Below are 21,032 nucleotides of genomic sequence, written 5' to 3' on the forward strand. Positions count from 1 at the left end.
GTCAGCGCCCCATGCCTGCGAGCATCATATAGGCCAGCCGCGCATTGTCGGGCGACGGGCGCAGCAGGCTGCCCTGCGCCGCCCGGCCGATCCCGACCTGACCTGCACCGATCTGGCCCAGCGTCGATTTCGCCCAGTCCATCGCGTCGCTGGCGCTCTGCCCGGTGCCGGTGACGACTGTGGCGTCATCGCCCATCGCCAGCGCCTGCGCGGCGAACTGCCACTGGTTGTTGGCCTTGGCCGTGGCGCTGGCGTCCGATCCGCCGCCCAGCTTGTCGGCGAAGCGCTTGTAGACCTCCGACAGCGAGCGGGCCGAGCCGTCGCGCTCGTAGAAGACGCTGCGGTTGGCGCGCGCGGCGGCCGGAAAGACCGCGGCGGCGCTGCGATCCGGGCTCGCCTGCATCGCGGAGAGAAAGTTGCGCGCGCCGCCCAGCCCCAGGAAGTGCGCCATGTAGAGGTCGGTGCCGGTCGCCTCGCGGCCGGTGACGGCCTCGATCGCGCCCTTGTTGTCGCTGGCGTGCTCGGCGGCCATCAGCGCGGAGACGTCGGGGTTGTTGCGCAGCCCGAGGATCGCATCGCGGTTGCCGCCCGACACGGTGTAGCGCCCGCCCGACTTCTGGATGCTGTCGGCGGCCCAGCCAAGCCCGTGCTCCGAGCCGTGCTTCTTGACCACCGCCAGCCAGCTCTGGTCGAGGAACTGGTACAGCCCGGTCGCCGAGGACGTGCCCGAGCGCGCGCTGGCGTTCAGCCCGCTCTCCAGCTTCGCCTGGCCCATCAGATAGTCGAAATCGACGCCCGTGCGCTGCGCGGCGCGCTGGATCGCGGAAGTGACCCGCTGGGTGGTGGAGGCGATCGCGGAAACGGTCATGCCGGCATAGCAGCAAGAGGCGTGCCAAGGTGAGCCGCGCGCCTGGAATCACAACGCCCCGGGGGTGGGCCGGGGCGTCGTCACGTCAGCGATGGGGCAGGCGTCAGGCGTAGGCGATCGTGCCGCGCTGATAGGAATTGCCGGGCTGACCGGAAAGAAGTTGCAGGCGGCGGCGGACATTTGCCGCCATCAGGTTCACGTAGATGCGGCACGTGTCGTTCAGGCGATCCGCCTCTTCGACCAGCCCGCGCAGCTCCGGCGTCGCCGGGCCGTCGCCGAGCATCTGCAGCTCCTCGATCGCGCGCAGCTTGTTGCCGGTGGCGCGCTCCAGGGCGTTCATGTCGTTGCTCTTCAGCGCGGCGATCTCGGCATGAAGCATGTCGATCACGCGCACCAGCGCCTCACGCCTGTTCATTCTGTGACATCCAATCGTAGCGCAGGGCGATGAACTGATCCGCGATCGTCGAAGGCGACAGCGGGAACGTGCCATTGGCGAGCGCGGTCTTGATCTCCTGCACGCGGTCGGCATCGACCGGCGGCGCGGCCGCCATCGCGCTGGCCATCGCGCCCGGCGCCTGCGTCGCATCCGTGCCCGTCGACTTCGCCGCGGTCGCCATCGACGCGACCGGGGCCGCGGCGCCGGCGCGCTGCACGTTCGTGACGGGCGCGATGCCCGCCCTGATCGTCGCTGATCCTATTGATTCCACCATGTCCACACCTGTCGCTTTCCGCTGACACCGGCAGAAACGACCGTTGGGGGTGTGGCTTTAGCAATTTTTTATTCCGGCCAGCCGGGCAGGGTCGCGCGGCCGGCGTCGACGGCCACCGCCTGCACCGGGCGAACGGCGTCGGTGACGCGCACCATCACGCGTCCGCCCGGTGGCGCATCGGCCATCGCAACCCCCTCGCGCGTGATCGAGAAGCCGTCCGATCCCGCCTCGATCGTCACCGGATCGCCGCGCCGGATCACCGCCTCGGCGCGTGGCGCGGGTGCGGCCCCGCCGCTGCGCACGACGGCCGGCGTGACGCCGGCACTGGCGGCGCGCGGCGGTGCGATGACGGGGACGAAGACCCGCCACGCCGGGTCGGCGCAGGCGACGACGACGGCATCGTGCGCATCGCTGCGCCATGACAGCGCCACCATCGTGCAGGTGGCGAGCCGCAGCCGCGTGTCGACGGGCGCACGCGCACCGCCCTCGCTGCCGATCGGGCGCGTGGTGAAGGCGGCGACGGCACGGTCGATCGCGGCGGTGTCCTGAAAGGACAGCGATGCGGCGGCGAGCAGGGCGATCATCGGGTGGTTCCTTGGGGCTTGGCCTCGCCGGCGAAGGCGAGCGTGACGAGCACGGTGCGCGGGCCGCGCACGGGATTGGTGGACAGCAGCAGCCGCGCGTCCGGGATGCCGCCGGCCGCCAGCGCCGCGGCGACCGCGCGCGCGCGATCGGCGGCGAGCACGGTGGCGCTGTGCGTGACGGGATCGACGTCCTGCGCACTGCCATCGGTGTTGGCGGTGACGGTCAGCCGCACGCGCGGGTCGCGAAGCTCGCCGCGTGCCCAGGCGAGCAACGTGTCGGGGCGTTCCGGCAGCACCGCGGAACCGGGCGCGAAACCGGCGACGCCGTGGCTGGCGACGGGCATCGCCGCGGGCGGCGGCGCGTCGCCGAACGTCTCGGCGCCGAATCCCTTGGCGATGCCGCGTGCCAGGTCGCGCGGGTTGAGCGTCTGGTTGGCCTGGAGCAGAACGAAGAAGCCGACCAGCAGCAGCGCGAGATCGGCGAGCGTGATCAACCACACCGGGCGCGACGGCTGGACGTCGAGCAGATCGTCGTCGCTCATGCTGCGGCACCGTGCGTCGCCACGATCGCGACCGGCGGCTCGGCCTCGTGCAGCCGTACGCGCCCGTCGCCGCGCGGCGCCTCGCGCTCGGCGAGGTCGGTAAGCGGCGCGACGAGGCGCTCGCGCTCCAGCAGTTCGGCGCGCGCAGCGATACGCAGCCGCGCGGCGATCGGCATCGCGACCAGGTTGGCGAACAGCGCGCCATATAAGGTCGCCAGCAGCGCGACCGCCATCGCCGCGCCGATCGCCTGCGGATCGCTCATCCGCGTGAACATCGCGACCAGCCCGATCAGTGTGCCGACCATGCCCATCGCGGGCGCGGTCTCGGCCATGCCGGTCCAGCATTCGACGACGATGCGGTGGCGTTCGGCACGCTGGCGACGCGCGGTGTCGAGCGTCTCGCCAACCGTGCGCGGCGATGCGCCGTCGACGATCAGGGCGATCGCGGCGGCGACGTCGCTGTCGCGGATCACGCTGCGGTCCAGTGCGTGGACGCCGTGGCGCTGCGCGATCCGCGACAGCGCGGTGATCTGTTCCAGCCGCGGATCGGCGCGGAAGCGGCGGCGCGGCAGCGTCGCCAGCGCCAGCACGGCATGCGCCAGGTCGCGCAGCGGCGTGCGCAGGATCGTCGCCAGCATCGTGCCGCCCAGCACGATCGCCAGCGCGACGGGGTCGAAGAGAAGCGCGGGAGTCATACCCTCGCCTGTGCAAGCGGCGGGCCAAGTGCCTTTGCGGCGGCGGGGCGGCAGGCGACGGGGCCGGACGGCAACCGGATTGCCGGCAACCGGCAAGCGCTTGCCGGTCGTCGGGGCGCCGTCTGGTTGACCCCGTAGCCGTTATCGCGAGCGCAGCGAAGCAATCCAGAGCCGGCTCGGGACGCCCCGGATTGCTTCGCTGCGCTCGCAATGACGGGCTGGTGCTCCGGTGGCGGACGACAAGACAGGACGGCGGCACGGTCGCCGGAGCCCCTGCCGCTACCGCCGTTCATGATCGCCATCGATCCGCCGGAATCGCGGCCGCCCCTGATCGCCGCGCCACTTGGCACGCACCTTGCTGACATGTCCCGTGCACCTGTCGTGCAAAGGAGTTCGGGTCGATGGCCGAGGGATTGTTCGGAGTTCACGCTGCCGCGCTGGAGGTGCGTTCACAGCGCATGGGCGTGCTGGCGTCGAACATCGCCAATGCCTCCACCCCCAATTTCAAGGCGCGCGACATCGACTTCACGACCGCGCTGAACGCGGTCGAAGGCCAGCCCGCCGGCACCGTCGGCGCCGATCTGGGCGGGGCGGTGAAGTATCGCGTGCCGACCAGCCCGTCGATGGACGGCAACACCGTCGAGCTGTCGACCGAGCAGACCGCCTTTGCCGAGAATGCCGTCCAGTATCAGACGACGCTGTCGTTCCTGAACGGGCGCATCGGGCAGATAACCCGCGCGCTGAAGGGGGAATAAGCGATGTCGAATTCTCCCATGACGATCTTCCAGGTCGCGGGCCGCGCGATGTCGGCGCAGCTGACGCGGATGAATACCACCGCGTCGAACCTGGCGAACGCGGGCGGCGTCGCCGGCACCGAGGACGGCGCCTACAAGACGATGAAGCCGGTGTTCCGCACCAGCTTCGACGACGCGAGCGGCCTGTCCACGGTCGACGTGCAGCAGATCGTGGCCGCGGGCGAGAAGCCCACCAAGCGCTACGACCCCAATCATCCGCTGGCTGACAAGGACGGCAACGTCTTCGATGCGGCGGTCGATGAATCGCGCGAGCTGGTCGACATGATGGAGACCGCGCGCAGCTACCAGAACAACGTCGAGGTCATGCAGACCGCCAAGACGCTGATCCTCGACACCATCAAGATGGGCCGCTGACTATGGTCGACATGATTTCAGGTACCGACAGGGCTGCGCAGGACGCGATCTATCAGGCGGCCGGCGTCGCGCAGGCGAAGCCGCAGACGAACGCCACCGTCACCACCGGCCAGTCGCAGCTGGGCCAGAAGGACTTCGTGCGCCTGATGACAGCCCAGCTGCAATTCCAGGATCCGTTGAGCCCGCAGGACAACACGCAGATGGTCGCGCAGATGGCGACCTTCTCGCAGGTCGCGGGGATCAGCGAGATGAGCAGCACGCTGCAAGGCATCGCCAGCCGGCTCGGCACGACGTCGTCGAGCGACGCGATGAGCTTCGTCGGGCGCACCGTGCTGACCGAAGGCAAGACCGCCTACGAGCGGACCGCCGGCGGGATCATGGGCGGCGTCGAGCTGGCCAATTCGGCAACCGACGTGAACGTCTCGATCACCGACAAGAACGGTCTCGCGGTCAAGGACATCCAGCTCGGCAAGCAGGACGCCGGCATGATCGATTTCAGCTGGGACGGCAAGGATGCCGCCGGCAACAAGGTCGAGAACGGCCCCTACACCGTCACCGTCGATGCCGCGAACGGCGGCACGATCGTCGGCGCCAAGCCGCTGGTGTGGGCGCCGGTCGAAACCGTCAGCCTCTCGGCCGGCACCGAACCCGTCCTCAACGTCACCGGCCTTGGCAAGGTCGATCCGTCCGCAGTCCGCAAGGTCGCCTAACCCCTTTTCCCAGGAGTACCCCCCATGTCCTTCTTCACCTCGCTTTCGGGCCTCCAGGCCATGCAGACCGACATGTCGGTCATCAGCCACAACCTCGCCAACGTCTCCACCAACGGTTTCAAGAAGAGCCGCACCGCGTTCGCCGACGTCATCTCGTCGAACGTGTCGACCGATCCGCGCAAGATGGTCGGCTCGGGCGTGTCGGTTAAGGGCACCGTGCAGCAATTCTCGGACGGCTCGTCGAACCAGACCAAGAGCGCGCTGGACATGCAGATCCTGGGCGAGGGCTTCTTCGTCGTGAAGTCGACCGGCCTGTCGGATCAGGTCAACTACACCCGCACCGGCGCCTTCACGGTCGACGACAGCCGCAACGTCGTCGATGCGCAGGGCAGCTACATGATGGTCTATCCGGTCGATAACGACGGCAACGTCACCGCGACCGGCGACAAGTCGCTGACCAACCTGCAGATCCAGCCGACCAGCGGCACGCCGAAGAAGACCGAGAACGTCGCCACCAAGGTGCAGATCCCGTCGACCGCCACCGTCAAGGATGCGACCGCGTTCAAGCGCACCGACACCTCGACCTACAACAACTCGGTCGCGACGCGTGTATACGACGCCAACGGCAATCCGATGACGATGACCAGCTATTACGTCCGGACTGCGGAGGGCGATCCGAACGCGAAGGATCCGAACGATCCGACCAAATTGAAGCCCAATACCGGGACGTGGCAGGTCTTCACCTATGTCGGCGAGACGATGCTGACCCCGGCCGGTCAGCCTAAGGCCGGCCCGGTCACCCAGACCTACGACACGACCGGTGCGCTCGTCGTCCCGACGGCGATCCAGTTCGAGCCGTTCATCCCGGCTTCGGGCGCGGCGCAGCAGTCGATCAAGCTCGACCTGACCGGGTCGACGCAGACTGCGGCGGCCTCGGCGGTCAGCGCGCGCACGCAGGACGGCGTCGCGGTCGGCCAGCTGGTCGGCATCACCGTCGACGACGCGGGGATCATCAAGGCGAGCTATTCCAACTCGGACATCGTGCCGCTCGGCAAGGTGGCGATCGCCAAGTTCTCCGCGCCGACCGGGCTGCGCCAGGCAGGCAGCAACTATTGGCAGGCCACCGGCATCTCGGGGAAGGCGACGCTCGGCTTCGCCGCCGCCGAGGGGTTCGGCAGCCTGAAGTCGGGCCAGCTCGAGGGGTCGAACGTCGACATCACCGAGGAGCTGGTCAATTTGATCGCGGCGCAGCGCAACTTCCAGGCGAACTCGAAGGCGCTCGATACCGCGACGCAGGTGTCGCAGTCGATCTTCAACATCCGCGCCTGATCGTCGCGTCGGGTCCGTCGGAGAGGATGTAAGTGGACAAGCTGGTCTATACCGCGGCGACGGGCCTGCGTGCGCACATGCAGTCGCAGGCCGCGATCGCCAACAACATGGCGAACGCCTCCACCACCGGCTTTCGCGCCGACCGGGTGGTGTTCGACCGGATCATCCTGTCCGACGGAACGACGCAGATGTCGGCGCGCCAGCCGACCTCCGAAGAGGTGCGCGACGCCGATCGCGCGCCGGGCGTCATCCAGCAGACCGGGCGCCCGCTCGACGTCGCGATGGGCGATCGCGACCAGTGGCTGGCGGTGCAGGCCCCGGACGGTTCCGAGGCCTATACCCGGCGCGGCGACCTGTCGGTCTCGGCCTCGGGGGCGCTCCAGACCGGCGACGGCTTCCTCGTCATGGGGCAGGGCGGCCCGATCACGCTGCCGCCCTACGATTCGGTGGCGATCGGCGCCGACGGTTCGATCTCGATCGTGCCGCAGGGCGACAAGACCGGGCAGACGACCGTCGTCGACCGGCTGAAGGTGGTGTCGGGCAAGGGCACCGATACCGTGAAGGGGCTCGACAACCTGATGCGCGTTCGCGGCGGCGGCACGATGCCCGCCGACCTCGACGCCGGGGTGACCAGCGGCGCGCTGGAGGGCTCCAACGTCAACATGACCCAGGCGCTGGTCGACATGATCGAGAACCAGCGCAGCTACGAAGTGCAGGCCAACTTGCTGAAAGAGGCCCGCTCCATGGACGAATCGAGCGCATCGGTGATGCGCCTGCCGGGCTGAGGAAGGATCTGACCGATGACCACTGCCGCCATGCACATCGCGCGCACCGGACTGGATGCCCAGGACACCCGGATGCGCGTCATCTCGAACAACCTCGCCAACGTCAGCACGACCGCCTTCAAGCGTGACCGTGCGGCGTTCGAGACCTTGTCGTACCAGGTCGTCACCGCGCCGGGCGCGCAGTCGACCGCCGAGAGCCAATATGCCACCGGCCTCAATCTCGGCACCGGCGTGCGCGTGCAGGGCACGTCGCGCACCGAGACGCAGGGCTCGATGAACCAGACCGGCAACAGCCTCGATCTGGCGCTGGACGGCGACGGCTATTTCCAGGTGCAGATGCCCGGCGGCCAGCTCGGCTACACGCGGGCCGGCAATTTCTCGCGCTCGCCGGAAGGGCTGCTCATCACCAGCCAGGGCTATCAGGTGATGCCGGGCATCACCGTGCCGACCAATGCGACGCAGATCACGATCGGTACCGACGGCACCGTCACCGCGACCGTAGCGGGGCAGGCCGAGGGGCAGAATCTGGGTCAGATCCAGGTCGCCAGCTTCCCCAATCCGGCCGGGCTGGAATCGAAGGGCGACAACTTCCTGCTCGAAACCAGCTCCAGCGGGGCGGCCAATATGGGCGTCCCGGGCGAGGACGGCCGCGGTCGCGTGCGGCAGGGCACGCTGGAGGCGAGCAACGTCAACGTCGTCGAGGAACTGGTCGACATGATCGAGACGCAGCGCGCGTACGAGGTCAATTCGAAGATGATCTCCGCCACCGACGACATGCTGAAATACGTTAACCAAAATCTGTCATGATTCGAATCATGACGACGATCCCTTCCTTCCGCCGGCTGCGCATGGTGCTGGGCAGCATGCTCGCCGCCGCCGCCGCCGTCGCGCTGGTGCCCGCACCCGCGCACGCCAGCATCTTCGGCAAGATCCTCAAGAAGAAGCCGGCGGAGGATTTCAGTGCCGCACGCGTCGAGCCGCTGGCGCCGGTCGCGACCGTGCCGGTGGCGAACGGCGCGATCTTCCAGGCTGCGGACGGCTATGCCGCGCTGTACGAGGGGTGGCGCGCGCGCCGCGTCGGCGATCCGCTGACGATCGTGCTGGTGGAGCGGACCGCGGCGTCCAAATCCTCCGCCTCGAAGATCGATTCGAAGGGATCGTTCGGGCTGACTCCGCCGAGCACCGGGCCGTTGAGCGGCATCCTGAACCCCAGCGACGTCGGCATGGAAGGCCGCCGCGGCTTCAACGGCACGGGCAGTGCCGATCAGGCCAACTCGCTGTCGGGCGAGGTCTCGGTGACGGTCGCCGAAGTCTATCCCAACGGCACGATGCTGGTGCGCGGGCAGAAGCGCGTGACGCTGAACCGCGGCGACGAATTCGTGCAGATCAAGGGCATCGTCCGCACCGCCGACGTCGACCGCGACAATCGCGTGCCGTCGACGCGCGTCGCCGATGCGCAGATCGCCTACACCGGCAAGGGCGACGTCGCCCGCGCCAGCCGGCAGGGCTGGCTGTCCCGCTTCTTCCAGGTGGTGAGCCCGTTCTGATGCTTCGCACGCTCTTCATCGCGCTCGTCGCGCTGCTCGTCTCGGTGCCCGCATATGCCGACCGGATCAAGGATCTCGGCGGCTTCCAGGGCATCCGTTCGAACCAGCTGACCGGCTACGGCGTGGTCGTCGGGCTGCCGGGCACCGGCGACGACAACCTCGAATATACCGTGCAGTCCGTGAAGGCGGTCGCCTCGCGCTTCGGGCTGCAATTGCCCGCCGGCGCCAATCCGGGGCTGAAGAACGCCGCGGTCGTGCTGATCACCGCCGATCTGCCGCCGTTCGCGAAGCCGGGCCAGCGGATCGACATCACCGTCGCCTCGATGGGCAAGGCCAAGTCGTTGCGCGGCGGCGCGCTGGTGCTCACCCCGCTGCTGGGTGCCGACGGGCAGGTCTATGCGATGGCGCAGGGCAACCTCGCGGTCGGCGGGCTGGGCGCGGAGGGCGCGGACGGGTCGAAGATCGTCGTCAACATCCCCTCCACCGGCCGCATCCCGGAGGGCGCAACCGTCGAGCGCGCGGTGGCGACCGGCTTCGCCGACACGCCGTTCCTCACCTACAATCTCGCCCGCGCCGATTTCACCACCGCGCAGAACGTCGCCGCCGCGATCAACCGCAAGCTGGGCTTCGGCACCGCGCAGGCGACCGACGGCGTGTCGGTCGCGGTGCGCGCGCCGGTCGGCGCCGACGTCCGCGCCACGTTGATGAGCGAGATCGAGAATCTGAGCGTCGATTCGGCGGAACCGCCCGCCAGGGTGATCGTCAACGCGCGCACCGGCACGGTCGTCATCAACTCCGCGGTGCGGCTGGGTGCGGCGGCGGTGACGCACGGCAAGCTGACCGTGCGTATCGACGAGAGCCAGCGCGTCAGCCAGCCCGCGCCGCTCAGCAACGGGCAGACCGCACTGGAAAACCGCTCCAACGTGCAGGTGAGCGAGGAGAAGAAGCCGATGTTCCTGCTGTCGCCCGGTCCGAAGCTGGCCGATGTGGTGAAGGCGGTGAACGCGATCGGTGCCTCGCCGGCCGATCTGGTCGCGATCCTGGAAGCGCTGAAGGAAGCCGGCGCGCTCAAGGCCGAACTGGTGGTGCTGTAATGGCCGACGCGGTCACCGCACCCACCGGCGCCATCACCCGCGGCATCACCGGCCAGACCGGGATCGACAGCGGGCTGGGCCGCGCCGCGACCAAGGAGAACCTCGACAAGGCGTCGCAGCAATTCGAGTCGGTGTTCACCGGCATGATGCTGAAGTCGATGCGCGCGGCAAAGCTTGCCGACCCGCTGATCGACAGCAAGGCGATGGAGACGTTCCGCGACATGAGCGACCAGAAGGTCGTGCAGCAGATGGCGGAACACACGCCGCTCGGCATCGGTGCGGCCATGAGCAGGTTCCTGGCGCAATCGCAGCCGGAGATCGCGGCGAAACCCGCATCTAAACCTGATCTTAACCCGAATCGTGCCACCCTGCGTGAATGAGTGATCTGCTCTCCATCGGCGCTTCGGGCGTGCGCACGTACCAGACGGCGCTGACGACGACGTCGGAGAACATCGCCAATGCCGGCAACACGTCTTATGTCCGGCGCACGCCGAGCATCAACGAGATCGTCGGCGGCAATGGCTGGAACACCTCCTCGCCGAACGGCAAGGGCGCATCCGCCTCCACCATCCTGCGCTCCGGCAACGAATATGCCGACCAGTCGCTGCGCACCGCCTCCGCGGATCTGTCGCGCACGCAGACCGGCTCGGTCTGGCTGGAGCGAATCGAGAGTGCGCTGGGCAGCGGCGGTCTGTCGTCGCGGATGACCGCATTCTTCGCGGCCGGCACCGCGCTTCAGGCCGATCCGTCCTCCACCGCGCTGCGTGCCGGTATGCTGAGCGCCGGCTCGTCGGTCGCCGATGCGTTCGGCGTCACCGCGCGCGCGCTCGACGGCGCCGCGGCCGAGCTCGACGGTCAGGCCGGACAGGCCACTGCCGAGCTGACGCGGCTCAACCAGGCGATGCTGAAGGTCAATCAGGGGCTGGTGCGCACCGCGCCCGGCACCTCGGCGATGGCCGGGTTGATGGACCAGCGCGACGACATCCTCCAGCAGATGAGCGCGCTGAGCGATATCAGCGTCTCGATGGACACTGCCGGGCGCGCCACCGTGCGCGCCGGCGGTGCCAACGGCCCGGTGCTGGTCGATCCGCGTGACGCCAGCGAGGTCGTCTATGGCCGCACCGGCGGCAACGTCGGGATCGCGGTTCGCCGTCCCGGCGCCGACGTGGCCCTCTACGATCCCGATGGCGGGTCGCTTGCCGGCATGGTGGAGGGCGCACAGCGCATCGCTGCCAACCGCGATGCGCTCCAGCGTGTCGCCACCGACCTGACGACCACCGTCAACGACCTGCAGGCGCAGGGCGAAGACCTGAAGGCCGTCAAGGGCACCGACTTCTTCGAGGCGAATCCGAAAGACGCCACCGACTTCAAGGTGAAACTGGGCAGCGGCGACCTGATCGCGGCGGCGCGCACCGGCGGCGGCTCGCGCGACGCGTCGAACCTGGCGCAACTGAACACCGCGCGCGCGACGAAGGGTTTCGAGGGCAGCGTCCAGGCGCTGGTCACCGACAATGCCGCGACGCTGAAGCAGCGCCGGCTGGTCGGCGATGCGCAGACCGCGATCCGCGACGGCGCGATTACCACACGCTCCGAGCTGACCGGCGTCAATCTCGACAACGAAGCCGTCGACCTGCTGAAGTTCCAGCAGGCGTATCAGGCGTCCAGCCGCGTCATTCAGGTCGCCAAGGAAACCTTCCAGTCGATCCTCGAGATCAGGTAACCGTCATGCAGATCGCCAGCAGCCTCATGTTCGATCGGTCCGCGGCGCGGATGGGATCGCTGATGTCGACCGCGGTCAAGCTGCAGACGCAGATCGCGACCGGCAAGAAGTTCACCTCGCCGTCCGAGAACGTCGCCGTCGGGCAGCAGCTCGCCGAGTTCGACCGCAAGAACATCGATGCGGCTGCCTACAGCTCGAACATGAAGACGGCGTCGTCACTGCTGTCGCAGGCCGACACCACGCTCGATTCGATCACCACGCAGATGCAGCGCGCGACGGAGCTGACGGTGCGTGCCGGCAACGGCACGCTCAGCGTGCAGGACCGCAAGGTGATCGGTGACGAACTGAAGGCGGTCGTCGACACGCTCGTCGGGCTCGGCAACGTCAACGATTCGAACGGCCGCCCGCTGTTCGGCAGTGCGTCCGGCACCGCGGCGGTGGTCAAGAACACCGACGGCACCTTCACCTACAATACCGCGCCGTCGCTGTCGGAAGTGCCGATCGGCGACAACATGACGATCCAGCCGGCCGAGACCGCGGCGCGGGTCTTCCAGAGCCCGGCTGGCGACACGCTCGCGATCCTGACGCAGCTCGCCTCGGCATTGCAGGCCGGCGACGCGACCGGCGAATCGGCACGCGGCGCGCTCGACAAGGTGAATGCGGCGACCGATCAGGTGTCGATCGTCCAGGCGTCGGTGGGCGCGCGCGCCGCGCGGGTCGATCTGCAGGAGACGTTGCAGGATAACGTCTCGGCCAGTCGCGAGGAACTGCGCTCGTCGCTGGAAGATACCGATCTCACGTCGGCGGCGGCCGAGTTCGCCAAGACGATGACGATCCTCAACGCGACCCAGTCGAGCTTCTCGAAGCTGTCGCAGCTGTCGCTGTTCAGCTACCTGCGCTGATCTCCCTCCGTCGCGCGCCTGAGTAGCCCGACACCCGATCTGTTCGTCATTGCGAGCGTAGCGAAGCAATCCAGGGTGTCCGATCCGGCTCTGGAGCGCTTCGCTGCGCTCGCAACGACGTATGGTGAACGCGGTAAACCCCGCATAAACCGCATCGCGGTAACCACTTCTCCACCGCTGCCGGGTTAACCACTCCCCTCGAGAATCATCCCGCCAGCGTATTGGGGAAAAACGCATGTTCCCGGCCATCGGCCTCGTCATCCTGCTCGGCATGGTGTTCGGCGGTTTCGCCATCACCGGCGGCAACCTCGAACCCGTGTTCGAGGCGATCCCGCATGAAATGCTCATCATCGGCGGCGCCGCCGCCGGCGCGCTGGTCATCGGCAACTCCGGCAAGGAACTGAAGGCGATGGGCGGCGGCCTGGGCAAGGTGTTCAAGGGCCCGAAGTACAAGAAGCAGGACTATCTCGACGTCATCTTCCTCGTCAGCAAGCTGATGAAGATGCTGCGGATGGAAGGGCCGATCGCGCTCGAGCCGCACGTCGAGGATCCGAAGTCCTCCGCGGTGTTCGCCGAATATCCGCGGCTGCTGAAGGACCATACGCTCATCAACCTGATCGCCGACACGCTGCGGCTGGTGGTCGTGTCCTCGGGCACGCTCGACGTCCATGCCGTCGAGGAGGTCATGGATAACGCGATCAAGACCCACCACCACGAGGTGGAGGGGCCGGAGCACACGCTCCAGAGCCTCGCCGACGCGCTGCCCGCGCTCGGCATCGTCGCCGCGGTGCTCGGCATCGTGAAGACGATGGGCTCGATCGACAAGCCGCCGTCGGTGCTGGGCGGGATGATCGGCTCGGCGCTGGTCGGCACGTTCATGGGCGTGTTGCTGGCGTACGGGATCGTCAATCCGTTCGCGGGCCGGCTGAAGCAGGTGATCGATGCCGACGCGGCGATCTACCACGTCGTCAAGCAGATCATCATCGCCTCGCTCCACGGTCACCCGCAGCCGCTGGTGATCGAGGCGGCGCGCTCCGGCATCGACCACAAGAACCAGCCCGGCTTCGCCGAGGTCTTCGACGGTCTGCGCGGTAAGTAAGCGCGATGGCCAAGGCTCCGCACGGCAACAACCTGCCGCCGAAGATCGTCATCGTGAAGAAGATCACGGTGGTGGCCGGCGGGCACCACGGTGGCGCCTGGAAGGTGGCCTATGCCGATTTCGTGACCGCGATGATGGCGTTCTTCCTGCTGCTGTGGCTGCTCGGCGCGACGACCGAGAAGCAGCGCAAGGGCATCGCCGATTATTTCGCGCCGACGCTGATCGACAAGAAGCGCGTCGGCATCGGCGGTAACGGCATGTTCGGTGGCGAATCGCTGACGTCGAAGGAGAAGATCGGCCCGAAGGCGGGCACGTCGGATCTCCACGCGCTGGCGCTGGTCACCACCGATCCGGTCGGCGAGATGAAGGGCTTCGGCAGCAAGGGCTCGCTGCGCAGTTCGTCGCAGATCGCCAAGGAGGATGCGAAGAACTTCGCCCGGTTGCGCCAGCAGGTGATGAAGAAGATCGTCGAGAACAAGAACCTCGCGAAGCTGGCCAAGCACATCCGTTTCTCGATGACCTCGGACGGGATGCGCATCGATCTGGTCGACGACGCCGATTATTCGATGTTCGCGCTGGGCACGACCGCGCTCGCCACCGATGCCTCGGCGCTGATCGGGCTGGTTGCGCAGGGCATCCGCGAAACGCCGAACCCGCTCATGATCCGCGGCTATACCGACAGCCTGCCGTTCGGGGATCCGCGTGCGATGAACAACTGGATGCTGTCTTCGGGTCGCGCCGAATCGACGCGCCGCCGCCTCGCGCTGGGCGGCATCCCGGAGAACCGCTTCAACCGTATCGAGGGGGTCGCCGATCGCGAGCCGATGATCGCCGACAATCCGCAGGATCCGCGCAACCGCCGCGTCGCGATCACCTTGCTCTACCGCGCCGGCAGCTTCGGCCAGTAATCCGTCCGGTCATCAGGCGATCGCCGGCCGCGGGTCGACATGCGTCCGTCGCGACGCATGCCGCCGCAGCCCGATCAGCGGACGCAGCGGCCCGATCGCGCGCCCGACGAAGTAGAAGGCGCAGCACCCCGCCACGGTCGCGGCCACCAGCGCCGGGAACGCCAGCCAGCCCGGCCAGCCGAGCGGCGCGATCCAGAATGCGACCAGCACGATGATCGACTGGTGGACGATGTAGAACGGGAACACCGCCTCGGTCAGCAGGCGCCGCGACGGGCGGTCGCGGTTCCAGTGGCCGTCGGCATAGCCGATCAGCGCCGCGATCGCCGCCCATGCCTCGACCGCGCGCGCCGCCGAGAAGACGATCCCCCACGGGTGCGGCATGGTGCTGCCGGGCCAGCGGATCTCGATCCCGGCGACCAGCGCATAGGCGGCGACCGCCAGCGCCGCCGACGGCTTCCACCACCTGACCAGCGCGGCCAGCGTCTGCGGCGCGCAGGCGAGCGCATAGCCGAACAGGAACGCCGGGAAATAGCTGAAGTGCGCGACCCAGTCGCCGGCCAGCGCATGCGTCTCGCGCGCGCCGGGGAACAGCTGGAAATTGACCATCACCATCCACGCGATCGGGACGGCGAGCAGCGCCGGCCCGCGCATCGTCCATGCGAACAACGCCTGTAGCGCCTGCCGCACCACCTGCGGCAGCAGCAGCGCGCCCGCCGCCAGCGCCAGCGTATAGGCCCAGAGGTAGCCGACGAACCACAGATGGTTCCAGGCCGGCAGGAACAGCGGCCCGATCGCGCCGAAACGGAAATAATCGTGCACCCAGAAGTGCCCGAACCCCGCCGGATAGCCATATTTCTGGCACAGCTCGACCCAGGGCTGCACCGGTACGATCACCGCGATCCCGAAGGCGAGCGGCACCAGCAGCCGCAGCGAGCGTTGCCGCGCGAATCGCCACGCCGCCTTGTTGCGCAGCATCAGCGCGCGGCTGGCATAGCCGGATACGAGGAACAGCAGCGACAGTCGCCACGGGTTGGACGCCATCATCGGCACCGCCACCCACCACGCGCCGGGCAGCTTGGCGTGAAAGTCCCACGGCACGAACACCATGCCGACATGGTAGAGGATCAGGATCGCGAACGCCCCGATGCGAAGCCAGTCAAGTCCATAGTGCCGCTGCATTTCCCGCCGCCTAGCACCAGTCGCGCAACGGGGCGACTTTGAACTGACGCGTCACCGGCGTATAGGGCGGGCATGTCGATCCGTCCGTGGCGCGATATCGCGCGTCGTCCCAGCCGCCAGATCATGGTCGGCAATGTCCCCGTCGGCGGGGACGCCCCCGTCACCGTGCAGACGATGACCAACACTCCGACCGACGACGCCGCGGCGACGATCGACCAGATCCGCCGCTGCGAGGAGGCGGGCGTCGACATCATCCGCGTCAGTTGCCCCGACGTCGCCTCCACTGCGGCGCTCGGCCAGATCGTGCGCGCAGCCAATGTGCCGATCGTCGCCGACATCCATTTCCACTACAAGCGCGCGCTGGAGGCGGCGGACGCCGGCGCGGCCTGCCTGCGCATCAACCCCGGCAACATCGGTTCGTCCGATCGCGTCGCGGAGGTGGTGCGCGCAGCGAAGGCCAACGGCTGCGCGATCCGCATCGGCGTGAACGCCGGCAGCCTTGAGAAGGACCTGCTCGAGAAGTACGGCGAGCCGTGTCCGGAGGCGCTGGTTGAAAGTGCGCTCGATCATATCAAGCTGCTCCAGGATCACGACTTTCACGAATATAAGGTCGCGGTGAAGGCGTCCGACGTCTTCCTGGCGGTGGCGGCGTATCAGCAGCTGGCAGAGGCGGTGGATTGCCCGCTGCACCTCGGCATCACCGAGGCGGGCGGGCTGATCGGCGGCACGGTGAAATCGTCGATCGGCATGGGCTCGCTGCTGTGGTTCGGGATCGGCGACACGATCCGCGTCTCGCTGTCCGCCGAGCCGGAGGAGGAAGTGCGCGTCGGGTTCGAGATCCTGAAGGCGCTCGGCATCCGCAACCGCGGCGTGCGCGTGGTCAGCTGCCCGAGCTGCGCGCGACAGGGCTTCGACGTCATCCGCACCGTGCAGGCGCTGGAGGAACGGCTCCAGCACATCCGTACCCCGATGAGCCTGTCGGTGCTGGGCTGCGTCGTCAACGGACCGGGCGAAGCGCGCGAGACCGACATCGGCATCACCGGCGGCGGCAATGGCAAGCACATGGTCTATCTGTCGGGCGTCACCGACCACCATGTCCAGGACGCCGACATGATCGAGCATATCGTCAGGCTGGTCGAGGGCAAGGCCGCCGAGCTGGAGGCGGCGGACGCGGCCGCGAAACTGGCGGCTGCCTGAACGAATGGGTTTTCGCATCAGCCTGCTCGCGGCGAGGGCGGACAAGGGCATCGTTCTCTCGCGACTTGGCTTGACCGATACCGGGAAGGCAGACGAGGCGAACGAGACACCATTGTCGGCCGGCGAGCTGCCGAACGGCTGGACGATCATCTGGTCGAGCGACTGCGATTGGGCCGGCGTGGAGCGACTGGACGGACTGACGCCGCGCCCGCCGGTCATGTCGCTGATGGTGCATGAGGGCGTGATGGCCTGCCGCCTCGTCGTGGCCGACGATACCGCGCGGTGGAGTGTCGGCTATGGTGACGAGCGGGAGGGTGAATTGACGGGCGATTGGCCCGCGTCCCTGGCGCCCATCGTCGCGCAAGCCCGCGATCGCGCGAGCAAGGACGACGATGGTGAGGTCGACTACCTCTTCGAGGTGCCGGTCCTGATGATGGAGGCCATCACCGGGTACCGCTATGATGGCGCTGGCGACGTGACCTTCACCGCGGTCGAGGGTGGTGCGCCCATGCAGAGGAGGGCGTGGTGGAAGTTCTTCTGATGATGGCGCGATCACTCTCCCGCCCGCTCCTTCGCGCGACATCGGCGTCGTCGAAAGCCGACTGGGCGACGATCGAGGTATGCGGCCGGGGACTCCTTGTCCGTCGTCGCGAGCAGGACGACGCCATGGCAGCTACGGGTACGTGAAGCCCGCGCACGCCCTGTCACCGGCGCTCGCGCTGGGTGTCGCGGCGGGCGGGATCGGGCTGTTCTCGATCATGGATGCGTTCATGAAGTCGCTCGTGATCGCGATCGGCGTCTACAATGCGCTGCTGTGGCGGACGACGCTGTCGAGCATCATCGGCGGCGTCGCGTGGCGTGCCGGCGGAGGGCGGCGGATCGGGCGGCGCGCGCTGCGACTGCATCTGGCGCGCGGCACGCTGACCACCGCGATGGCGCTGCTGTTCTTCTGGGGTCTGGCGCGCGTGCCGATGGCACAGGCGATTGCGCTCACCTACATCGCGCCGCTGCTGGCGCTGCTGCTCGGTGCGTGGCTGCTGGGCGAGCGGGTCGGCGCGCGCGTGGTCGGCGCATCGTTTGCGGCGCTGGCCGGGGTGGCGGTGATCCTCGCCGGGCAGGCTAGGATGACGCTGGGGCCGGATGCGTTGGCGGGGGCTGGCGCGATCCTGCTGTCGGCGATCCTCTATGCCGCCAACCTGATCGTCGCGCGGCTGCAGAGCCAGGTCGCCGCGCCGCGTGAGATCGCGTTCGTGCAGTCCGCGGTCACCGCCACGCTCCTGCTGTGCGCGGCGCCATGGCTGGCGATGCTGCCGCCCGCGGAGCAATGGTGGAAGATCGCGCTGTCGGCATTGCTGGCGACGGGATCGCTGTTCCTGCTCGGCTGGGCCTATGCGCATGCCGAGGCGGGGTTCCTGGCGACCACCGAATATACGTCATTCGTCTACGCGGCAGTGCTTGGCTGGGCCTTCTTCGGCGAGATCGTCGCGCCGACGACGTTGGCAGGGGCAGGCGTGATCGTCGCGGCGTGCCTGTATGCGGCGCGGCGCCGCGCGATACCGCAAGGTGCGCTGGAGGGCGCGGCGTGACATCCGGTCCAGGGCCGATCGACATCCAGCCGGTTCCCCTCCAAGCGCCGTCATCGCGAGCGTAGCGAAGCAATCCAGCGTTCCGCACTGCCTCGGCACCTCGAATTGACGCGTGGGGGGGCAAGACTGCCGGGGGGAGCGCGGTTCGCCCGAACAGATCGACGATCTTCATTTGCGCGCAGTCCGGCACCCACGGAAGCACTGGTTGTCGATCCCGCCTGGATGGGCTGCGTGCCCGGCGTCGTGGGCGGATCGTGCGGGGCTGACCGGTCGCCGTCGTCGCGTGGCATCGCGATCAAGGCCGGGGCGCTTCGCTTGGCCGGCAATGGCGGCTAGGCTCCCGGACATGACCGTCACGATCCGCCCCGCCACGCCCGAAGACGTTCCCACGATGCTCGGCTTCGTCCGCGATCTCGCCGCCTTCGAGAAGGCGCCCGACGCGGTGGAAGCCACCGAGCCGATGCTCCACGACGCGCTGTTCGGCACCACGCCCGCCGCGGAGGCGCTGGTCGCCATGATCGACGGGCGCGCGATCGGCTTCGCGATCTTCTATCTCACCTTCTCCACCTGGACCGGCAAGCGCGGCATGTGGCTCGACGACCTCTATATCGCCCCCGAAGCGCGCGGGCATGGCGCAGGCGCCGCGCTGCTGAAGGCGCTGGCGGGGATCGCGATCGATCGCGGCTATGCGCGCTTCGAATGGTGGGTGCTCGACTGGAACACGCCCGCGATCGACTTCTATCGTGCGAAGGGCGCAGTGGTGCAGGACGAATGGACCGTCCAGCGTGTCGACGGCGCGGCGCTCCGCATGCTGGCGGGGCGCGGTTGATGGCGTGGGTCTGGCTGATCGTCGGCGGACTGTTCGAGGTCGGGTTCACCACCTGCCTGCGCAACGTCGACGGTTTCCGGCACATCGGCTGGACGCTCGGCTTCCTCGCCGCGGTCTCGCTGTCGATGCTGTTGCTGGAGGTCGCATCGCGCAGCATCCCGATGGGCACCGCTTATGCCGTCTGGACCGGCGTCGGCGCGCTGGGCACGGTGCTGATCGGGATCTTCTTCTATGGCGAGGCGGCGACGCCGCTCAGGCTGCTGCTGATCTTCGGCGCGGTGGCGTGCATCGCCGGGCTGAAGCTGACCGCGGGGCATTGAGCGGGCGGCGATGGCGCTGGATAATGGGCTGGTCGACTGGATTGCGGAGGGGCTTGCCGCGGACGGCGCGGTCACGCACCGGCGGATGATGGGCGGCGCGACGCTCTACCTCGACGGCATCGTCTTCGCGATCGTCGACGGTGACGGCAGCCTGTGGTTCAAGGGCGATGCCGAGAGCGATGCGACATGGGATGCGGCGGGCTGCGCGCGCTTCACGTACGAGCGTGGCGACGGGCGCGTGGCATCGATGAACTACCGGCGCGCGCCGGAGGATTGCTACGACGACGTGGAGACGCTGCGCGAATGGGCATTGCTCGGTGCGGCGGCGGGGCGACGCGCGCCGGCGAAGCGCAGGAAAAAGCCCTCTCCCGGCTAAGGGAGAGGGCGGCGCCTCGCTTGCGCTCACCGCGAACCGTCGATGCCACCTTACTTGCGGCAATCTCCGTCATCATCCTTGGAGCGACACTGATTGCAAAGTTCGCCGGTGGTCGGCTTGGTAGCCTGCTCCTTGTGATCGGCCGTCGGCCACAGTGAGCAGTTGCTACAGAAATGCCACGTGTCGCTGCCGGTGCGTCTGCGATAAACCATCGTAAATCCAGTCAATTGCTTGGGAGTGCCAAGCTAATGGACTGTTCGATGGGCGCTATCGCAGACGCGTCCCTTACGGAGGATATGCTGTAACCTCAGCGACCCGGCACGTCGTGGTCGTGCGGCTCTTCGCCCTCGGCCTTGGCGGCGTCGTAGCGTTCGATCGCCTCCAGCGTGATGCGGCGTGCTTCGTCGCGGTCGCCCCAGGTGCCGACGCGCACCCACTTCTTCTTCTCCAAGTCCTTGTAGTGGGTGAAGAAGTGCTCGATCTGCTCGAAGACGATCTCGGGGATGTCCTCGCGCCCGGCGACGTTGGAGTAATAAGGGAAGGTCGAGTCGACCGGCACGCAGACCAGCTTCTCGTCGCCGCCGGCCTCGTCCTCGAGGTTCAGCACCGCGATCGGCCGTGCACGCACGACGCAGCCGGGGATGAACGGCGAGCGCGCGATCACCAGCGCGTCGAGCGGGTCGCCGTCGGGCGACAGGGTGTGCGGCACGAAGCCGTAATTCGCCGGATAGCGCATCGGCGTGTGCAGGATGCGGTCGACGAACAGCGCGCCCGATGCCTTGTCGAATTCGTACTTAACCGGCTCGCCGCCGGTCGGTACCTCGATCACCACGTTAAGGTCGTCGGGCGGGCTCTTGCCCACCGGGATCAGGTCGATACGCAT

General features: G+C 68.1%; 27 protein-coding genes. 19 read left to right on the forward strand and 8 right to left on the reverse strand.

Annotated features, from left to right (window positions below; all coding sequences use genetic code 11):
• Position 1: 1 nt before the first annotated feature.
• From SPHPHY_RS0100820 to SPHPHY_RS18745, 6 genes are all read right to left on the reverse strand, one after another.
• A complete protein-coding gene (locus tag SPHPHY_RS0100820) occupies positions 2–868 on the reverse strand; it encodes a hypothetical protein (RefSeq protein WP_022684822.1) in 867 nt (288 codons plus the stop codon).
• Positions 869–971: 103 nt separating this feature from the next.
• On the reverse strand, positions 972–1,283 hold the full coding sequence (locus tag SPHPHY_RS0100825; RefSeq protein WP_022684823.1) for a flagellar protein FlgN: 312 nt from the start codon (positions 1,281–1,283) through the stop codon (positions 972–974).
• Positions 1,270–1,578: a flagellar biosynthesis anti-sigma factor FlgM gene (flgM, locus tag SPHPHY_RS0100830; RefSeq protein ID WP_028056335.1), complete on the reverse strand. Its 309-nt coding sequence runs from the start codon at positions 1,576–1,578 to the stop codon at positions 1,270–1,272. Before flgM ends, SPHPHY_RS0100825 begins: the two co-directional genes overlap by 14 nt.
• 68 nt (positions 1,579–1,646) lie before the next feature.
• Positions 1,647–2,162 (reverse strand): flagella basal body P-ring formation protein FlgA, encoded by a 516-nt coding sequence (locus SPHPHY_RS0100835; RefSeq protein WP_022684825.1) that lies wholly within the window; start codon positions 2,160–2,162, stop codon positions 1,647–1,649.
• Positions 2,159–2,704, reverse strand: coding sequence for a flagellar motor protein MotB (locus SPHPHY_RS0100840; protein ID WP_022684826.1), 546 nt, complete (start codon positions 2,702–2,704; stop codon positions 2,159–2,161). Before SPHPHY_RS0100840 ends, SPHPHY_RS0100835 begins: the two co-directional genes overlap by 4 nt.
• Positions 2,701–3,399 (reverse strand): motility protein A, encoded by a 699-nt coding sequence (locus tag SPHPHY_RS18745; RefSeq protein ID WP_022684827.1) that lies wholly within the window; start codon positions 3,397–3,399, stop codon positions 2,701–2,703. The genes SPHPHY_RS0100840 and SPHPHY_RS18745 overlap by 4 nt, the downstream gene beginning before the upstream one ends.
• Positions 3,400–3,800: 401 nt before the next feature.
• Between SPHPHY_RS18745 and flgB the strand changes: the two genes are divergently transcribed.
• The 13 genes from flgB (at position 3,801) to SPHPHY_RS0100910 (ending at position 14,662) form a co-directional block, all read left to right on the forward strand.
• On the forward strand, positions 3,801–4,154 hold the full coding sequence (flgB, locus tag SPHPHY_RS0100850) for a flagellar basal body rod protein FlgB (RefSeq protein WP_022684828.1): 354 nt from the start codon (positions 3,801–3,803) through the stop codon (positions 4,152–4,154).
• Positions 4,155–4,157: 3 nt separating this feature from the next.
• The gene (gene flgC / locus SPHPHY_RS0100855; protein WP_028056337.1) at positions 4,158–4,568 is read left to right on the forward strand and encodes a flagellar basal body rod protein FlgC; all 411 of its coding nucleotides are present in this window, start codon (positions 4,158–4,160) and stop codon (positions 4,566–4,568) included.
• A gap of 2 nt (positions 4,569–4,570) precedes the next feature.
• Positions 4,571–5,278, forward strand: a complete 708-nt coding sequence (locus tag SPHPHY_RS0100860) for a flagellar hook assembly protein FlgD (RefSeq protein ID WP_022684830.1) — start codon at positions 4,571–4,573, stop codon at positions 5,276–5,278.
• A 24-nt stretch (positions 5,279–5,302) separates the two neighbouring features.
• A complete protein-coding gene (locus SPHPHY_RS0100865) occupies positions 5,303–6,607 on the forward strand; it encodes a flagellar hook protein FlgE (protein ID WP_022684831.1) in 1,305 nt (434 codons plus the stop codon).
• Positions 6,608–6,639: 32 nt separating this feature from the next.
• The gene (locus tag SPHPHY_RS0100870; protein WP_022684832.1) at positions 6,640–7,392 is read left to right on the forward strand and encodes a flagellar basal body rod protein FlgF; all 753 of its coding nucleotides are present in this window, start codon (positions 6,640–6,642) and stop codon (positions 7,390–7,392) included.
• Between the two features lie 15 nt (positions 7,393–7,407).
• Entirely contained in the window at positions 7,408–8,199 is a 792-nt protein-coding gene (gene flgG, locus SPHPHY_RS0100875) for a flagellar basal-body rod protein FlgG (RefSeq protein WP_022684833.1), read from the forward strand.
• Positions 8,200–8,207: 8 nt separating this feature from the next.
• Positions 8,208–8,939, forward strand: coding sequence for a flagellar basal body L-ring protein FlgH (locus SPHPHY_RS0100880; protein ID WP_022684834.1), 732 nt, complete (start codon positions 8,208–8,210; stop codon positions 8,937–8,939).
• Positions 8,939–10,033, forward strand: a complete 1,095-nt coding sequence (locus SPHPHY_RS0100885) for a flagellar basal body P-ring protein FlgI (protein WP_022684835.1) — start codon at positions 8,939–8,941, stop codon at positions 10,031–10,033. Before SPHPHY_RS0100880 ends, SPHPHY_RS0100885 begins: the two co-directional genes overlap by 1 nt.
• Entirely contained in the window at positions 10,033–10,413 is a 381-nt protein-coding gene (locus tag SPHPHY_RS18750) for a rod-binding protein (protein ID WP_022684836.1), read from the forward strand. The genes SPHPHY_RS0100885 and SPHPHY_RS18750 overlap by 1 nt, the downstream gene beginning before the upstream one ends.
• On the forward strand, positions 10,410–11,753 hold the full coding sequence (gene flgK / locus SPHPHY_RS0100895) for a flagellar hook-associated protein FlgK (RefSeq protein WP_022684837.1): 1,344 nt from the start codon (positions 10,410–10,412) through the stop codon (positions 11,751–11,753). The genes SPHPHY_RS18750 and flgK overlap by 4 nt, the downstream gene beginning before the upstream one ends.
• 5 nt (positions 11,754–11,758) lie before the next feature.
• A complete protein-coding gene (locus SPHPHY_RS0100900; protein ID WP_022684838.1) occupies positions 11,759–12,655 on the forward strand; it encodes a flagellin in 897 nt (298 codons plus the stop codon).
• 235 nt (positions 12,656–12,890) lie between these two features.
• The gene (gene motA, locus SPHPHY_RS0100905; protein WP_022684839.1) at positions 12,891–13,754 is read left to right on the forward strand and encodes a flagellar motor stator protein MotA; all 864 of its coding nucleotides are present in this window, start codon (positions 12,891–12,893) and stop codon (positions 13,752–13,754) included.
• A 5-nt stretch (positions 13,755–13,759) separates the two neighbouring features.
• Positions 13,760–14,662, forward strand: a complete 903-nt coding sequence (locus SPHPHY_RS0100910; RefSeq protein ID WP_022684840.1) for a flagellar motor protein MotB — start codon at positions 13,760–13,762, stop codon at positions 14,660–14,662.
• Positions 14,663–14,674: 12 nt separating this feature from the next.
• Here SPHPHY_RS0100910 and SPHPHY_RS0100915 read toward each other — a convergent pair whose 3' ends face one another.
• The gene (locus SPHPHY_RS0100915; RefSeq protein ID WP_022684841.1) at positions 14,675–15,841 is read right to left on the reverse strand and encodes an acyltransferase family protein; all 1,167 of its coding nucleotides are present in this window, start codon (positions 15,839–15,841) and stop codon (positions 14,675–14,677) included.
• A gap of 72 nt (positions 15,842–15,913) precedes the next feature.
• On the opposite strand from SPHPHY_RS0100915, the gene ispG reads away from it, so the two are divergent.
• The 6 genes from ispG (at position 15,914) to SPHPHY_RS0100950 (ending at position 20,149) form a co-directional block, all read left to right on the forward strand.
• Positions 15,914–17,038 (forward strand): flavodoxin-dependent (E)-4-hydroxy-3-methylbut-2-enyl-diphosphate synthase, encoded by a 1,125-nt coding sequence (gene ispG, locus SPHPHY_RS0100920; RefSeq protein ID WP_022684842.1) that lies wholly within the window; start codon positions 15,914–15,916, stop codon positions 17,036–17,038.
• Between the two features lie 70 nt (positions 17,039–17,108).
• Entirely contained in the window at positions 17,109–17,579 is a 471-nt protein-coding gene (locus SPHPHY_RS18755; protein ID WP_156024953.1) for a hypothetical protein, read from the forward strand.
• A gap of 142 nt (positions 17,580–17,721) precedes the next feature.
• Positions 17,722–18,624, forward strand: coding sequence for a DMT family transporter (locus tag SPHPHY_RS0100930; protein WP_022684844.1), 903 nt, complete (start codon positions 17,722–17,724; stop codon positions 18,622–18,624).
• A gap of 346 nt (positions 18,625–18,970) precedes the next feature.
• A complete protein-coding gene (locus tag SPHPHY_RS0100940) occupies positions 18,971–19,453 on the forward strand; it encodes a GNAT family N-acetyltransferase (protein WP_022684846.1) in 483 nt (160 codons plus the stop codon).
• Positions 19,453–19,773, forward strand: a complete 321-nt coding sequence (locus tag SPHPHY_RS0100945) for a DMT family transporter (protein WP_022684847.1) — start codon at positions 19,453–19,455, stop codon at positions 19,771–19,773. The genes SPHPHY_RS0100940 and SPHPHY_RS0100945 overlap by 1 nt, the downstream gene beginning before the upstream one ends.
• 10 nt (positions 19,774–19,783) lie before the next feature.
• Positions 19,784–20,149 carry a TfoX/Sxy family protein gene (locus tag SPHPHY_RS0100950; protein ID WP_022684848.1) on the forward strand — a complete coding sequence of 122 codons (366 nt, stop codon included), beginning with the start codon at positions 19,784–19,786 and terminating at the stop codon, positions 20,147–20,149.
• 307 nt (positions 20,150–20,456) lie between these two features.
• On the opposite strand, the gene ppa is transcribed toward SPHPHY_RS0100950, so the two are convergent.
• Entirely contained in the window at positions 20,457–21,032 is a 576-nt protein-coding gene (ppa, locus tag SPHPHY_RS0100955) for an inorganic diphosphatase (protein WP_022684849.1), read from the reverse strand.

The organism is Sphingomonas phyllosphaerae 5.2, from assembly GCF_000419605.1.
In the GTDB taxonomy this organism is placed as follows: Bacteria; Pseudomonadota; Alphaproteobacteria; order Sphingomonadales; family Sphingomonadaceae; genus Sphingomonas; species Sphingomonas phyllosphaerae_B.